This window comes from Clostridium prolinivorans (assembly GCF_004011155.1).
In the GTDB taxonomy this organism is placed as follows: domain Bacteria; phylum Bacillota; class Clostridia; order Clostridiales; family Clostridiaceae; genus Clostridium_AT; species Clostridium_AT prolinivorans.
On record NZ_RJWG01000025.1, the window covers coordinates 1 to 14,902 of the forward strand.

At 33.2% G+C, this 14,902-nt stretch carries 13 protein-coding genes and 1 other annotated feature; all 13 genes read right to left on the bottom strand.

The genetic code is table 11. The features are described 5' to 3' along the window. Window positions 1-116 precede the first annotated feature (116 nt). The 13 genes from fusA to rpmG all read right to left on the bottom strand — a co-directional run bounded on the left by fusA (window position 117) and on the right by rpmG (window position 14,633). Complete coding sequence (fusA, locus tag EGD97_RS11760) at window positions 117-2,180, bottom strand: elongation factor G (protein WP_078683301.1); 2,064 nt, start codon at window positions 2,178-2,180, stop codon at window positions 117-119. 86 nt (window positions 2,181-2,266) lie between these two features. Continuing rightward, window positions 2,267-2,737, bottom strand: a complete 471-nt coding sequence (rpsG, locus tag EGD97_RS11765) for a 30S ribosomal protein S7 (RefSeq protein ID WP_078683300.1) — start codon at window positions 2,735-2,737, stop codon at window positions 2,267-2,269. A 153-nt stretch (window positions 2,738-2,890) separates the two neighbouring features. Next, a complete protein-coding gene (gene rpsL, locus EGD97_RS11770; protein ID WP_078683299.1) occupies window positions 2,891-3,268 on the bottom strand; it encodes a 30S ribosomal protein S12 in 378 nt (125 codons plus the stop codon). A gap of 52 nt (window positions 3,269-3,320) precedes the next feature. Continuing rightward, window positions 3,321-3,563 carry a ribosomal L7Ae/L30e/S12e/Gadd45 family protein gene (locus tag EGD97_RS11775; RefSeq protein WP_078683298.1) on the bottom strand — a complete coding sequence of 81 codons (243 nt, stop codon included), beginning with the start codon at window positions 3,561-3,563 and terminating at the stop codon, window positions 3,321-3,323. 114 nt (window positions 3,564-3,677) lie between these two features. Beyond that, window positions 3,678-7,241 carry a DNA-directed RNA polymerase subunit beta' gene (gene rpoC, locus EGD97_RS11780; RefSeq protein ID WP_078683297.1) on the bottom strand — a complete coding sequence of 1,188 codons (3,564 nt, stop codon included), beginning with the start codon at window positions 7,239-7,241 and terminating at the stop codon, window positions 3,678-3,680. 21 nt (window positions 7,242-7,262) lie between these two features. Further along, entirely contained in the window at window positions 7,263-10,973 is a 3,711-nt protein-coding gene (gene rpoB, locus EGD97_RS11785; protein ID WP_127837511.1) for a DNA-directed RNA polymerase subunit beta, read from the bottom strand. A gap of 283 nt (window positions 10,974-11,256) precedes the next feature. Then, the gene (gene rplL, locus EGD97_RS11790; RefSeq protein WP_078683295.1) at window positions 11,257-11,622 is read right to left on the bottom strand and encodes a 50S ribosomal protein L7/L12; all 366 of its coding nucleotides are present in this window, start codon (window positions 11,620-11,622) and stop codon (window positions 11,257-11,259) included. Window positions 11,623-11,654: 32 nt separating this feature from the next. After that, complete coding sequence (rplJ, locus tag EGD97_RS11795; RefSeq protein WP_127837512.1) at window positions 11,655-12,152, bottom strand: 50S ribosomal protein L10; 498 nt, start codon at window positions 12,150-12,152, stop codon at window positions 11,655-11,657. Between the two features lie 31 nt (window positions 12,153-12,183). After that, window positions 12,184-12,313, bottom strand: a sequence feature (ribosomal protein L10 leader region). 53 nt (window positions 12,314-12,366) lie between these two features. Next, window positions 12,367-13,056 (bottom strand): 50S ribosomal protein L1, encoded by a 690-nt coding sequence (rplA, locus tag EGD97_RS11800; RefSeq protein ID WP_127837513.1) that lies wholly within the window; start codon window positions 13,054-13,056, stop codon window positions 12,367-12,369. Between the two features lie 102 nt (window positions 13,057-13,158). Continuing rightward, window positions 13,159-13,584 carry a 50S ribosomal protein L11 gene (rplK, locus tag EGD97_RS11805; RefSeq protein ID WP_078683292.1) on the bottom strand — a complete coding sequence of 142 codons (426 nt, stop codon included), beginning with the start codon at window positions 13,582-13,584 and terminating at the stop codon, window positions 13,159-13,161. A gap of 83 nt (window positions 13,585-13,667) precedes the next feature. Continuing rightward, the gene (gene nusG / locus EGD97_RS11810) at window positions 13,668-14,189 is read right to left on the bottom strand and encodes a transcription termination/antitermination protein NusG (RefSeq protein WP_078683291.1); all 522 of its coding nucleotides are present in this window, start codon (window positions 14,187-14,189) and stop codon (window positions 13,668-13,670) included. Window positions 14,190-14,230: 41 nt separating this feature from the next. Then, a complete protein-coding gene (gene secE, locus EGD97_RS11815) occupies window positions 14,231-14,455 on the bottom strand; it encodes a preprotein translocase subunit SecE (protein WP_078683290.1) in 225 nt (74 codons plus the stop codon). Window positions 14,456-14,483: 28 nt separating this feature from the next. Then, a complete protein-coding gene (gene rpmG, locus EGD97_RS11820) occupies window positions 14,484-14,633 on the bottom strand; it encodes a 50S ribosomal protein L33 (protein ID WP_078683289.1) in 150 nt (49 codons plus the stop codon). Between the last annotated feature and the right edge of the window lie 269 nt (window positions 14,634-14,902).

Genomic DNA, 14,902 nt, shown 5'->3' on the forward strand with positions numbered 1-14,902 from the left:
ATATTTACATGTGGCTTGCTTCTTTCAAATTTTGCCTTTGACATTTTTATTTCCTCCTTTATTTCAACCAATAAAATTATTTTTATATATTTATTATTTAATTATATTATATATAATTATTTATTTCCAATAATTTGTTCTTGTATACTCTTTGGAACTTCTTCATAATGATCAAATTCCATAGAATATACTCCTCTTCCTTGTGTTCTTGATCTAAGAGTAGTTGCATATCCAAACATTTCTGCAAGAGGAACAAAAGCTCTTATAACTTGAGCACCTGATCTTGCTTCCATGCCTTCAATTCTTCCTCTTCTGGAATTTATGTCTCCCATAACATCTCCCATGTACTCTTCTGGTACAGTTACTTCAACCTTCATCATTGGTTCAAGTAACACTGGGTCTGCTTTAGCCATAGCATTTTTAAATGCCATAGAACCAGCAATCTTAAATGCCATTTCTGATGAGTCTACATCATGGTATGAACCGTCATAAAGTCTAACTTTAAAGTTCATAACTTCATATCCAGCAAGTATACCATTTTGAGCAGCTTCTCTTATTCCATTATCTATAGCAGGAATATATTCTTTTGGAATTACTCCTCCAACAATAGCATTTTCAAATTCATATTCTCCTTCTGTTGGTATAAGTTCTATCCAACAGTGACCATATTGACCACGTCCACCAGACTGTCTAACAAATTTACCTTCAGCTTTAACAGCTTTTCTAATAGTTTCTTTGTATGCAACTTGTGGAGCTCCAACATTACATTCAACTTTAAATTCTCTTTGAAGTCTATCAACAATTATTTCAAGATGAAGTTCACCCATACCTGCTATAATTGTCTGACCAGTTTCTTGATCTGTATAAGTTTTAAATGTTGGATCTTCTTCAGCAAGTTTTGCTAAAGCTATAGCCATTTTCTCCTGACTAGCTTTTGTCTTTGGTTCAATAGCAACTCTTATAACAGGTTCTGGGAATTCCATGCTTTCAAGTATAATTGGAGCATTTTCTGCACAGAGTGTATCACCTGTTGTAGTATCTTTTAATCCAACTATAGCTCCCAAATCCCCTGCTCTAAGTTCTTCAACCTCTTCTCTATGGTTAGCATGCATTTTAACAAGTCTTCCTAGTCTTTCTTTCTTACCTTTTGTAGAGTTAAGAACATAAGTTCCACTTGACATAACACCGGAATAAACTCTTGTGAATGCAAGTTTTCCAATAAATGGGTCAGTTGCTATTTTAAATGCTAGTGCTGCCATTGGAGCATTATCATCTGCAGGTCTTTCATCTTCTTCTCCTGTATCTGGATTTGTACCTTTAACAGGAGGAATGTCTAATGGTGATGGCATATATGCAACAACTGCATCAAGCATTTCCTGAACACCTTTGTTCTTATATGAAGAACCACATATAACTGGAACTAATTCATTAGCTATAACTGCTTTTCTTATTGCTCTATGAATTTCTTCTTCAGTTATTTCTTCTCCTTCAAGATATTTCATCATTAACTCTTCATCAGTATCAGCAACAGCTTCTATCATTGCTGCTCTGTATTCTTCTGCTTGAGCCTTTAAATTTTCAGGAATTTCTGTTTCTTCTATTTCTGTTCCAATATCATTTTTGTGTATTATAGCAACCATTCTTATTAAATCAACCATACCAACAAAATCACTTTCCTGGCCTATTGGTATTTGTATTGGAACAGCATTAGCCTTTAATCTATCTCTTAATGTTTGAACGCAATGGAAGAAATCAGCTCCTACTGCATCCATCTTATTTACATATACCATTCTTGGTACACTATATTTATCCGCCTGTCTCCATACAGTTTCAGTTTGTGGTTCAACACCACTTTTTGCATCTAAAACTGTAACAGCACCATCAAGTACTCTTAAAGACCTTTCTACTTCAACGGTAAAGTCTACGTGTCCTGGTGTGTCAATGATGTTTATTGCATAACCTTTCCATTGAGCAGTTGTCGCAGCTGAAGTAATTGTTATACCTCTTTCCTGCTCTTGAACCATCCAGTCCATTGTTGCCTGACCTTCATGAACTTCACCAATTTTGTGTGTCTTTCCTGTATAAAACAATATACGTTCTGTTGTTGTTGTTTTACCAGCATCTATGTGCGCCATTATACCGATATTACGGAATTTTTCTAATGGAAATTGTCTAGCCACACTTTTTCCTCCTCTCGATGTTTACATTTTATTCCACAATAAAATTTTATAGAAACTGTTTTGGCAATGCCAAAACAGTTTCTATATTAGTATCTGTAATGTGCAAAAGCTTTATTCGCTTCAGCCATTTTATGTGTATCTTCTCTTTTCTTAACGGCAGCTCCTGTATTATTAGCAGCATCCATTAATTCTCCTGCAAGTTTAAGTCTCATATATTTTTCTCCTCTTTTACGAGCTGCATCGAGAATCCATCTGATACCTAAAGTCTGCCTTCTTTCTGGTCTAACTTCCATTGGTACTTGATAAGTAGCTCCACCAATTCTTCTTGCTTTAACTTCAAGTAATGGCATTACATTATTCATAGCTGTTTCAAAAACTTCTAATGGATCTTTACCTGTTTTTTCAGCTATTATTTCAAATGCATCATAAGCTATCTTTTGAGCTACTCCTTTTTTACCATCTTCCATTATATTATTTATTAATTTAGTAACAACCTTACTGTTATATACTGGATCTGGTAATACATCTCTTTTCGCTATATGTCCTTTTCTTGGCACTTTACTTCCCTCCTTAACATTTAAAATTTAAGATCATAGGTACTCGGTAATTTTTACCGGCAAGTGCTCTGTACTTCAAATGCATATCTATATCAATAAAAATTTATTATCTATATATAAATGCTGAAGACCTAGCACTAGTTAGTTTTAAAACTATTTTTTCTTAGGTTTCTTTGCACCATACTTAGATCTTCCTTGTAATCTGTTAGCTACTCCAGCTGAGTCTAATGCTCCTCTTATGATATGGTATCTAACACCAGGAAGGTCTTTTACTCTACCACCTCTTATAAGAACAACACTGTGCTCTTGTAGGTTATGTCCTATACCTGGGATATAAGCTATAACTTCATATCCATTAGTAAGTCTAACTTTAGCAATTTTTCTAAGAGCTGAGTTAGGCTTCTTTGGAGTTGTTGTTTTAACTACTGTACAAACTCCTCTTTTTTGTGGACTTCCTTGTAATGCTGGTGCTGTAGATTTTTCTTCAACAGTTTTTCTTCCTTTTCTAACTAACTGGCTAATTGTTGGCATACTTACACCTCCTTTTAAAATTTAAGCTATATAAAATTTGATAATTAACACATTAATCCTCAAGTATTACCGCAGCGGAAGCACCTACGTCAATCCCACATAATTTACCTAAGGTTTTCATAGTATTAACATGATGGATTTCTATGGAATTTTCTTCGGCTAGTTTTACTACTGGTTCAATAAGTCTTGCTTCAGCATCCATTGCTACATATAATGCTTTTACTTTATTGTTTTTTATAGCTTTAATACTTTGTTTTATTCCAACGACCTTTTTACCATTTAGCCTTTCTACCATAGTGTAACCCCCTAAAATACTTCCATAGGGATATAAAATAATTTTATATCCCTATAAAATCACACAAATTGTATTTTATCATTTTATGCGAATTATGTCAATAAACTTAAATTTTTAAACATCTAATGCTGTTTCTTTTTCTATTCCATTTTCAATACTGTTTTCATCGTTGTTTTCTGTACTACGTTCTGTATTTATTTTTATAGATCTGTATCTTGTCATTCCTGTACCAGCAGGTATAAGTTTTCCTATAAGTACATTTTCCTTTAATCCTACAAGAGGGTCTACCTTACCTTTTATAGCTGCATCAGTTAAAACTCTAGTAGTTTCTTGGAAAGATGCTGCTGATAAGAATGAATCTGTGGCAAGAGCTGCCTTTGTTATACCAAGAAGTGCTACACTTCCTTCAGCTGGTTTTCCACCCATAGCTTCTACCTTTTTATTTTCTTCTTCGAAATCAAATATGTCAATTAAAGTACCTGGAAGCAAATCTGTATCTCCAGAATCTTCTATTTTTACTTTTCTAGTCATTTGTCTTATTACAACTTCAAGATGCTTATCATTTATATCAACACCCTGAAGCCTGTAAACTTTTTGAACTTCTGATAGAAGATAGTTTTTAACTCCTTCAACTCCCTTAATTCTAAGAATATCATGTGGATTTACTGAACCTTCAGTTATTTCATCTCCAGCAGCAATTACATCACCATTACTTACTTTAAGCCTTGAACCAAATGGTATATCGTAACTTATTTCTTCTCCACTTTCGGAAGTTACATAAACTATTCTCTTCTTTTTAGTTTCTTCAACTCTTACAGTTCCTGCAGTTTCACTTACTATTGCAAGTCCTTTTGGTTTTCTTGCTTCAAACAATTCTTCAACTCTTGGAAGACCTTGAGTTATGTCTGCTCCAGCAACTCCACCAGTATGGAAAGTTCTCATTGTAAGCTGAGTTCCAGGTTCACCTATGGATTGTGCTGCAATTATTCCTACAGCTTCTCCATTATTTATTTTCTCGCCTGTTGCCATATTCATTCCGTAACATTTTGCACATACTCCAAATTTAGCTTTGCAGGTAAATACAGATCTGATTTTAACTTTCTTAATTCCAAGTTTTTCGATTTTCTCTGCCGTAAATACATCAATATATTCATCTTTTGGAACTAATACTTCTCCAGTTTCAGGATTAATAATATCTTCTGCACTATACCTTCCAGCAAGTCTTTCTTTTAAAGATTCTATTACTTCATTACCTTCTTTAATTTCTGATACTTCAAATCCTTGAGTACTGCCGCAATCTTCGTACCTAACTATAACATCTTGGCTTACATCAACAAGTCTTCTTGTAAGATATCCAGAGTCTGCCGTTTTTAATGCTGTATCTGCATTACCTTTTCTAGCACCGTGAGTTGATATGAAGTATTGAAGCACATCAAGTCCTTCTCTAAAAGATGCTCTTATTGGAAGTTCTATTATCTTACCTGATGGATTAGCCATAAGTCCTCTCATACCAGCTAATTGTTTAATCTGGCTTTTAGAACCTCTGGCTCCTGAATCTGCCATCATAAATATAGGATTAAATTTATCCAAGCTATCCATTAAAGCATCAGCAACATCTTCTGTTGTTTTACTCCATGTTTCTATTACTCTTTCATATCTTTCTTCTTCTGATATAAATCCTCTTCTGTACATTTTTTCGATTTTATCTACGGCTGCATCTGCCTGTTCAAGCAATGTTTTCTTTGCTTTAGGAACTATCATATCTGAAGTAGAAACAGTTATTGCTCCTATACATGAATAATGATATCCCTTAGCTTTTATATTATCAAGCATTATTGATGTAACAGTAGGACCATATTTTATATAACATTTATCTATTATCTTTCCCAAATTCTTTTTGTCAACAAGAAAATCAACTTCTAATTTAAATTCATTTCCTGGAATACTTCTATCTACAAAACCTAAATCTTGAGGTATAGATTCGTTGAATATAATTTTTCCAACTGTAGTTTCAATTATTCCACTTTTTAAAATTCCATTTATTTCTTTTGTCATTTTAACTTTAATCTTTGCTTGAAGTTCTATTTCTCCAAGCTGATAAGCCATTATTGCTTCGTCAACAGAAGAAAATGCTCTTCCTTCACCCTTAGCTCCATCTTTATCTATTGTTAAATAATAGGAACCAAGAACCATATCCTGTGTAGGTACACTTACTGGTTTTCCATCAGATGGTTTTAATATATTATTAGCAGCAAGCATTAAAAATCTTGCTTCAGCCTGTGCTTCTACAGATAGTGGAACGTGTACTGCCATCTGGTCACCATCAAAATCGGCATTATATGCAGTACAAACAAGAGGATGAAGTTTTATGGCCCTTCCTTCTACTAAAACCGGCTGGAAAGCCTGTATTCCAAGCCTATGCAATGTAGGAGCACGATTAAGAAGAACTGGATGCTGTTCAATTACCTCTTCAAGTACATCCCAAACTTCATTTTGAACTCTTTCAACCATTCTCTTTGCACTCTTAATATTGTGTGCAACACCACTTTCAACAAGTTTTTTCATTACAAATGGTTTAAATAGTTCAAGTGCCATTTCTTTTGGAAGTCCACATTGATACATTTTTAATTCTGGACCTACAACTATAACAGAACGTCCTGAATAGTCAACACGCTTACCAAGAAGATTTTGTCTAAATCTTCCTTGTTTTCCTTTTAGCATATCAGAAAGAGATTTTAATGGTCTGTTACCAGGACCTGTAACAGGTCTTCCTCTTCTTCCATTATCAATTAAAGCATCTACTGCTTCTTGAAGCATTCTTTTTTCATTTCTAACTATAATATCCGGTGCTCCTAAATCAAGAAGCTTTTTTAATCTATTGTTTCTGTTTATAACTCTTCTGTATAAATCATTTAAATCAGAGGTAGCAAATCTTCCTCCATCTAGCTGAACCATTGGTCTTAAATCAGGAGGAATAACTGGTACAACATCTAATATCATCCATTCTGGTCTATTACCTGATTTTCTAAAAGATTCAACTACTTCTAATCTTCTTATAATTCTTATTTTCTTTTGACCATTTGCATCCTTTAATTCTTTTTTTAATTCTTGTGACATTAGCTCTAAATCTATTTCCTGCAAAAGAAGTTTAATTGATTCAGCTCCCATTCCTGCAGTAAAACTATCTTCGCCATATTTATCTATAGCTTCTCTATATTCTTTTTCAGTTAAGAGCTGTTTCTTTAAAAGTGGTGTTTCTTTAGGATCTATAACAACATATGATGCAAAATAAAGTATTTTCTCTAAAGCTCTTGGAGACATATCTAAAATTAATCCCATACGTGATGGTATCCCTTTGAAATACCATATATGAGATACTGGGGCAGCAAGTTCAATATGCCCCATTCTTTCACGTCTTACTTTAGCTTTAGTGACTTCAACTCCACATCTGTCACAAACTATACCCTTATATCTAACTCTTTTATATTTACCGCAATGACATTCCCAATCCTTTTGTGGTCCAAAAATTCTTTCACAAAATAATCCATCTCTTTCAGGCTTCAATGTCCTGTAATTAATAGTTTCTGGTTTTTTTACTTCACCTCTTGACCATTCTCTTATTTGTTCAGGTGAAGCTAATCCTATTTGTATAGCATCAAAATTATCTAATTCAAACAAGGGTACATCCTCCCTTCATAATTAGTGTTCATCATTAAAATCATCTAGCTCTAAATCATCTTCAAAACTGTCTATTGGAAGTTCATCATAATCTAATTCTAAATCTTGATCTTCCTCAGTATCTTCATCTAATGTTTCAACATATTCTTCACTTGGAGCAGGTGGAACAAAATCTTCTGTTCCTTCTATATTAACGTCCAATTCTTCAATTTCTTCATCTACAGATTCTTTAAGTTTAACTTCTTGCTTATTATCATTAAGAACTTTTACGTCTAAACATAATGCTTGAAGTTCTTTTATAAGAACCTTAAATGATTCTGGAACTCCTGGCTCTGGTATATTTTCACCTTTTACAATTGATTCGTAAGTTTTAACTCTACCTACAACATCATCTGATTTAACAGTTAATATTTCTTGTAGAGTATAAGCTGCACCATAAGCCTCAAGTGCCCAAACTTCCATTTCACCAAATCTTTGGCCACCAAATTGAGCTTTACCTCCTAAAGGCTGCTGAGTAACTAATGAGTATGGTCCAGTGGAACGTGCATGTATTTTATCATCAACTAAGTGGGCTAATTTTAATATATACATATATCCTACTGTTACCCTATTATCAAAAGGTTCTCCTGTTCTTCCATCATAAAGAACAGTTTTTCCATCTGTTTCATATCCAGCCTTTTGTAGACATTCGATTATATCTTCTTCTGTAGCTCCATCAAATACTGGAGTAGCTATATGCCATCCTAATTTAGCTGCAGCCCATCCAAGATGTACTTCAAGCACCTGCCCTATATTCATACGAGAAGGAACTCCAAGTGGATTTAAACATATTTCCAGTGGTCTTCCATCTGGTAAAAATGGCATATCTTCTTCTGGAAGTACTCTTGAAATAACACCTTTATTACCATGCCTTCCAGCCATTTTATCTCCAACAGATATTTTTCTCTTTTGAGCTATATAACATCTAACTAATTTGTTTACTCCTGGAGGAAGTTCATCTCCGTTTTCCCTTGTAAACACTTTAACATCAACAATTATACCAGCTTCACCGTGTGGAACTCTTAAAGAAGTATCTCTAACTTCTCTAGCTTTTTCACCAAATATAGCACGAAGAAGTCTTTCTTCTGCAGTAAGCTCAGTTTCTCCCTTAGGAGTAACTTTACCTACAAGAATATCTCCAGACCTTACTTCAGCTCCTATTCTTATTATACCTCTTTCATCAATGTCTTTAAGAGCATCTTCACCTACATTAGGAATGTCTCTTGTTATTTCCTCTGGTCCTAATTTAGTATCTCTTGCTTCTGCTTCATACTCTTCAATATGAATTGATGTAAATACATCATCAGCAACTAATTTTTCGGATATAAGCATAGCATCTTCGTAGTTATATCCTTCCCAAGTAATAAATCCAATAAGAATATTTCTACCTAATGCTATTTCTCCCATATCTGTTGATGGACCATCTGCTAATACTGTACCAACTTCAACTCTTTCACCTTTGCTTACAATAGGTCTTTGATTTATACAGGTACCTTGGTTTGATCTTTTAAATTTTAAAAGCCTATAGGTATCTGTCCCTCCATCTGAGTCTCTTTTAACCCTTATTTCATTAGCACTTACATAAGTAACTATTCCTGCATTTTTAGCTTTAGGAAGAACTCCAGAATCTACAGCTGCTTTATATTCTATTCCCGTACCAACAATAGGTGCACTTGGTTTAAGAAGAGGTACTGCTTGACGCTGCATGTTCGATCCCATAAGAGCACGGCTGGCATCATCATTTTCAAGAAATGGTATCATAGCTGTAGCAACAGATACTAATTGTCTTGGAGATACATCCATAAGATCAACATCTTCTCTTGGAACAACTATAATCTCTTCTTGTGCTCTTACTGTTACCTTTTTATCTATAAATCTTCCTTCTTCATCTAAAGGCTCATTTGACTGAGCAATTAAATATTCATCTTCTTCATTAGCAGTAAGATAAACTATCTCATTAGTTACTATACCTGTCTTTTTATCTACAATTCTATAAGGTGTTTCAATAAATCCATATTCATTAACTTTAGCATAAGTTGCTAATGAATTTATAAGACCAATGTTTGGTCCTTCAGGAGTTTCTATTGGACACATTCTACCATAATGTGAATGGTGAACGTCTCTTACTTCAAAACCTGCTCTTTCTCTTGATAAACCTCCAGGTCCTAATGCCGAAAGTCTTCTTTTATGAGTAAGTTCTGAAAGAGGATTAGTCTGATCCATAAACTGTGAAAGCTGTGAACTTCCAAAAAATTCCTTTATAGCTGCTGCAACAGGTCTTATATTTATAAGTGCTTGTGGTGTTATAACTTCTTGATCTTGAATTGTCATTCTTTCTCTAACTACTCTTTCCATCCTTGAAAGACCAATTCTAAATTGATTTTGCAGCAATTCTCCAACAGATCTTAATCTTCTATTCCCTAAATGATCTATATCATCAACATGACCTATTCCATACGCTAATCCTAATTCATAGCTTATAGTAGCTAATATATCATCTTTTATAATATGCTTTGGTATTAATCTATGTATGTTTTTCTTTATTTCTTCTTTTATAGTATTTTCATCACTATAATTATCAAGGATTTCTTTTAATGTTGGATAATGTACAAGTTCCCTTATGTTAAGATCATCAACATTAAAATCAACTACTTTATTTAATTTTACAAAATTATTGCCTATTACCCTAACTATTCTATCTTCAACTGCTATATCTACAGAATTAATGCCTGAATCTTGAATTTCTAAAGCTTTTTCTCTATCAATTTTTTCGCCTTTTTGAACTAATATTTCTCCAGTAATAGGGCTTATAATATCTTTAGCAGCAATTTGATTAGTAATTCTAAGATGAAGTGCTAATTTCTTATTAAATTTATATCTTCCAACTCTAGATAAATCATATCTTTTTGCATCAAAAAATAATGAATCTATAAGAGATGTTGCACTTTCTACAGTTGGAGGTTCACCTGGTCTTAACCTTTTATAAATTTCAAGTAGTGCTTCTTCTTTAGTCTTAGTACTATCTTTTTCTATTGTAGCTTTAAGACGTTCTTCTTCACCAAAAAATGAAGTAAGTTCATTATCACTGCCACAACCCATAGCTCTAGCTAAAACAGTTATTGGAAGTTTTCTTGTTTTATCTATCCTTACATGAATTACGTCATTTGAATCAGTTTCGTATTCAAGCCACGCTCCTCTATTAGGTATTACAGTAGATGAAAAAAGTTTTTTACCTGTTTTATCTACTGAATAGCTATAATAGACACCTGGTGATCTCACCAGCTGGCTTACTATTACTCTTTCTGCTCCATTAATTATAAAAGTACCCTGTTCAGTCATAAGAGGGAAGTCTCCCATAAAAACTTCTTGTTCTTTAACTTCTCCAGTTTCTTTGTTAATAAGTCTAACCTTTACCTTTAACGGTGCTGCATAAGTAGCATCTCTTTCTTTACATTCTTCTACAGAATACTTGATATTATCTAAATCAAGTTTGTAGCCAACAAATTCAAGAATAAGGTTACCAGTATAATCTGTAATAGGATTAATATCATCAAAAACTTCTTGTAACCCTTCATCTAAAAACCATTGGTAGGAATCTAGCTGAACTTCAATTAAATTTGGCATATCTGCTACTTCTTTAAGTTTGGAAAAACTCATTCTTGTTCTTTTCCCAACTTTTACAGGATGTACCATGGATTATCACCCCTTACTTAAAGTAAAAATAACCAAAAGCACATAATATCTCCTAGGAACTAGTGCATTTGGAAAAAACCGTATCATTCATCGTATCAGTATAACCTAAATTGTCAAAATAATTCATATTTTTAAAAAATAATTCATAAAATTTTAATATAAATATGAAATATTCATCAATCAATGCAATTAATTATGTTACCATAATAAAACTTATGTGTCAATAGTTACATTAAAAAAAGAAGCGCTTTTGTAGAAGCGCTTCTTTTTTTATATTATTTTATTACTTTATTTCTACAGTAGCTCCAACTTCAGAAAGTTTAGCTTTCATAGCTTCAGCATCTTCTTTGCTTACGCCTTCTTTTAATGTCTTAGGAGCTCCATCAACTAGTTCTTTAGCTTCTTTTAATCCAAGACCAGTTAATTCTCTAACAACTTTTATAACTTTAATTTTTTCTCCACCAGCATTAGCTAATATTACATCAAATTCAGTTTTTTCTTCAGCAGCTGGAGCAGCAGCAGCTCCACCAGCAACTGCTACAGGAGCAGCAGCACTAACTCCAAATTCTTCTTCACATGCTTTTACTAGTTCATTTAATTCTAATACAGTCATTTCTTTTATAGCTTGAATAATTTCTTCTCTTGTCATTTAAACAGCACCTCCAAAATTTTTAATTAAGCTTATTCAGCTGATTCTTTCTTTTCACTAATTGCATTTAATAAGTAAACAAGATTTGATAATGGAGCTTTGAAGCTTCCAAGTAATTTTGCAATAAGAACTTCTCTTGATGGTATTGAAGCAAGTTTTTTAACTCCTTCAGTATCATATATTGTTCCTTCAACTATACCAGCTTTTAATTCAAGTTTTTTATGATCTTTTGCAAAATCATTAAGAATTCTAGCTGGTGCAGTAGCATCATCATAACCAAAAGCTACTGAAACAGGTCCTTCTAAATAATTTATTATTCCATCGAACCCAAGTTCTTTAGCAGCTAATGTAGTTAAAGTATTTTTATATACTTTATATTCTACTCCTGCTTCTCTTAATTTTCTTCTAAGCTCTGTATCTTCCTCAACAGTTAAGCCTTGATATTTGGCAAATACAATACCTTGAGCTTTTTGCATTTTTTCTTTTATTTCAACAACTTTTGCCTTTTTTAATTCTAGATTTTTACTCACTGCGTCCACCTCCTCACAGTTTTAGAACTGCTTAGTAAAATTAAAAGTCCCTCCGTAGACGCGGAGAGACCAATTGTTTATATCTATATTGGAACCCTCGGTAGGTTGGAAACCCTTTATGCAAATGCACCTACTGTCTACGGAATACTATTCTATTTAAATTTTAATATTACAACTTTTGAAAGTATATCAAAATTTGCAACTTAAGTCAATATTATTCTAAAGCTTTAACTGGGTTAACTTTTATTCCAGGACCCATTGTGCTTGATACAGATACTGACTTAATATATTGTCCTTTAGCTGCTGCAGGCTTAGCTTTAATTATAGCTTCCATTATTGTCTTAAAGTTTTCAAGAAGTTTTTCAGCTCCAAATGATCTTTTCCCAATTGGAACATGAATTATAGCTGTTTTATCTACTCTATATTCAACTTTACCAGCTTTAATTTCTGCAATAGCTTTAGAAACATCAAAAGTAACTGTTCCAGATTTTGGATTTGGCATTAAGCCTTTAGGACCAAGTAATCTTCCTAATCTTCCTACTACACCCATCATATCAGGAGTAGCTACAACAACATCATAGTCAAACCAGTTTTCTTTTTGAATTTTTTCTACAAGCTCTTCAGCTCCTACAAAATCAGCACCTGCTGCTTCAGCTTCTTTAGCCTTATCTCCCTTAGCAAATACTAAAACTTTAACTGTTTTACCAGTTCCATGAGGAAGTACAACAGCTCCTCTAACTTGTTGATCTGCATGTCTTGGGTCAACTCCAAGTCTAACAGCAAGTTCTATAGTTTCATCAAATTTAGCTTTTGATGTTTTTACAGCAAGCTCTACAGCTTCTTGTGCAGAATATAGAACACTTTTATCAACAAGCTTAGCACTTTCTATATAATTCTTTCCCATTTTGCTAAACCTCCTTTGTGGTATTAACGGTTTTTTACCTCCCACCGATAACGTACATTATACTACGTTTAAGTTGGTAGATATTAAACTCTAGTTTTTATATTATTCTTCAATTGTTATACCCATGCTTCTAGCTGTTCCAGCTATCATGCTCATTGCAGCTTCTATTGATGCAGCATTTAAATCAGGCATCTTAGTTTCTGCAATTTCTCTAAGCTTGGCTTTTGAAATTTTAGCAACTTTATTTTTGTTTGGTACACCAGAACCACTTTCAATTCCAGCTGCTTTCTTTAATAATACAGCTGCTGGAGGAGTCTTTAGTATAAAGCTAAAGCTTCTGTCCTGATATACTGTAATAACTACTGGGATTATAAGCCCTGCTTGATTTGCAGTCTTAGCGTTAAATTCTTTACAAAATCCCATAATATTTACACCATGCTGACCAAGTGCTGGACCAACTGGTGGTGCTGGAGTTGCTTTTCCTGCAGGAAGTTGAAGTTTAATCATTCCTGTTACTTTTTTAGCCATGAGTTTACACCTCCTATAATGTGGTAATCGGACTTATAGTCCTCCCACTTATTAAGATTTAGCTATCCTAAATCTTATAAGTTTTAATCTAATTTAGCTACCTGGTTAAATTCAAGCTCTACTGGGGTTTCACGCCCAAACATATTTACAAGAGCTTTAATTTTGTGCTTTTCAGTATTTATTTCCTGAATTAAAGCAACAAAATTTTCTAATGGACCAGATACAACTTTAACTGTTTCTCCTACCTCAAGGTCAATTTGAACAGGCTTTTCAGTAATACCCATATTTTGAACCTCTTCATCGGTAAGTGGTACAGGTTTTGACCCTGGACCTACGAAACCTGTAACTCCTCTTGTATTTCTAACTATATACCAAGAATCATCGTTCATTATCATTTTTACAAGAACATATCCTGGAAATACTTTTTTTAAAGTAGTTTTTTTCTTACCATCTTTTATTTCCACTTGTTCCTCCATAGGAACTTGAATGTCTTGAATTAAATGATGAAAGTTTCTATTTTCTATTGTTTTTTCTAAATTTGCTTTCACTTTATTCTCATACCCAGAATATGTGTGAACCACATACCATCTAGCTCTCTCTGCCATAATCAAAGGGACGGACTCTTCCACCCCTACCTCCTTTTTGTTTATTTAAAAATCAAATTGAAGAGGTTATTGAAACCATAATCCAATATTACAACTATAACTGTAAAGATAACACAGAAAGTAACCACAGCTGCTAGTGCCTTTTTTACTTCTTTTTTAGGTGCCCAAGTTATTCTTTTGGTTTCTGCTTTAATACTTTTAAAAGGCTTTATAAATAATTTTATTTTTGATTCTTTATTGCCTCTAACCTTTTCATTAACAGCCATTTCATCCACATCCTTAAAATATTCTGTGTTATTTTGTTTCTTTATGAGATGTATGCTTGTGGCAGAATTTACAATATTTTTTCATTTCTAATCTGTCTGGATCATTCTTTTTATTTTTAGTTGAATTGTAATTTCTTTGTTTACACTCTGTACATGCTAAGGTAATTTTTACTCTCATAATCTGCACCTCGCTCTCATTACATTTATATAAATGTTACTAATATTACTCCAACGCTGTGTTTTACCTTAATAATCTATCATAAGTTAACAATTATGTCAACAATTTTAATATTTTAGATTAAATACAGCAAAATTTTTAGCAATTTATTTTCCCTTAAAAAGGACTAGGTCTAGAAACCCAGTCCTTTTTAATAAAATAATAATTACTCAACTATTTTAGTAACAACACCTGAACCAACTGTTCTTCCGCCTTCTCTTATAGCAAAT

Bases quoted from the DNA above. Each gene is read 5' to 3' on its own strand.
- rpoB (WP_127837511.1), bottom strand. From the start codon at position 10,973: ATGGTACATCCTGTAAAAGTTGGGAAAAGAACAAGAATGAGTTTTTCC.
- nusG (WP_078683291.1), bottom strand. From the start codon at position 14,189: ATGGCAGAGAGAGCTAGATGGTATGTGGTTCACACATATTCTGGGTAT.
- rpsL (WP_078683299.1), bottom strand. From the start codon at position 3,268: ATGCCAACAATTAGCCAGTTAGTTAGAAAAGGAAGAAAAACTGTTGAA.
- rpmG (WP_078683289.1), bottom strand. From the start codon at position 14,633: ATGAGAGTAAAAATTACCTTAGCATGTACAGAGTGTAAACAAAGAAAT.
- rplL (WP_078683295.1), bottom strand. From the start codon at position 11,622: ATGACAAGAGAAGAAATTATTCAAGCTATAAAAGAAATGACTGTATTA.
- rplA (WP_127837513.1), bottom strand. From the start codon at position 13,056: ATGGGAAAGAATTATATAGAAAGTGCTAAGCTTGTTGATAAAAGTGTT.
- secE (WP_078683290.1), bottom strand. From the start codon at position 14,455: ATGGCTGTTAATGAAAAGGTTAGAGGCAATAAAGAATCAAAAATAAAA.
- EGD97_RS11775 (WP_078683298.1), bottom strand. From the start codon at position 3,563: ATGGTAGAAAGGCTAAATGGTAAAAAGGTCGTTGGAATAAAACAAAGT.
- rplK (WP_078683292.1), bottom strand. From the start codon at position 13,584: ATGGCTAAAAAAGTAACAGGAATGATTAAACTTCAACTTCCTGCAGGA.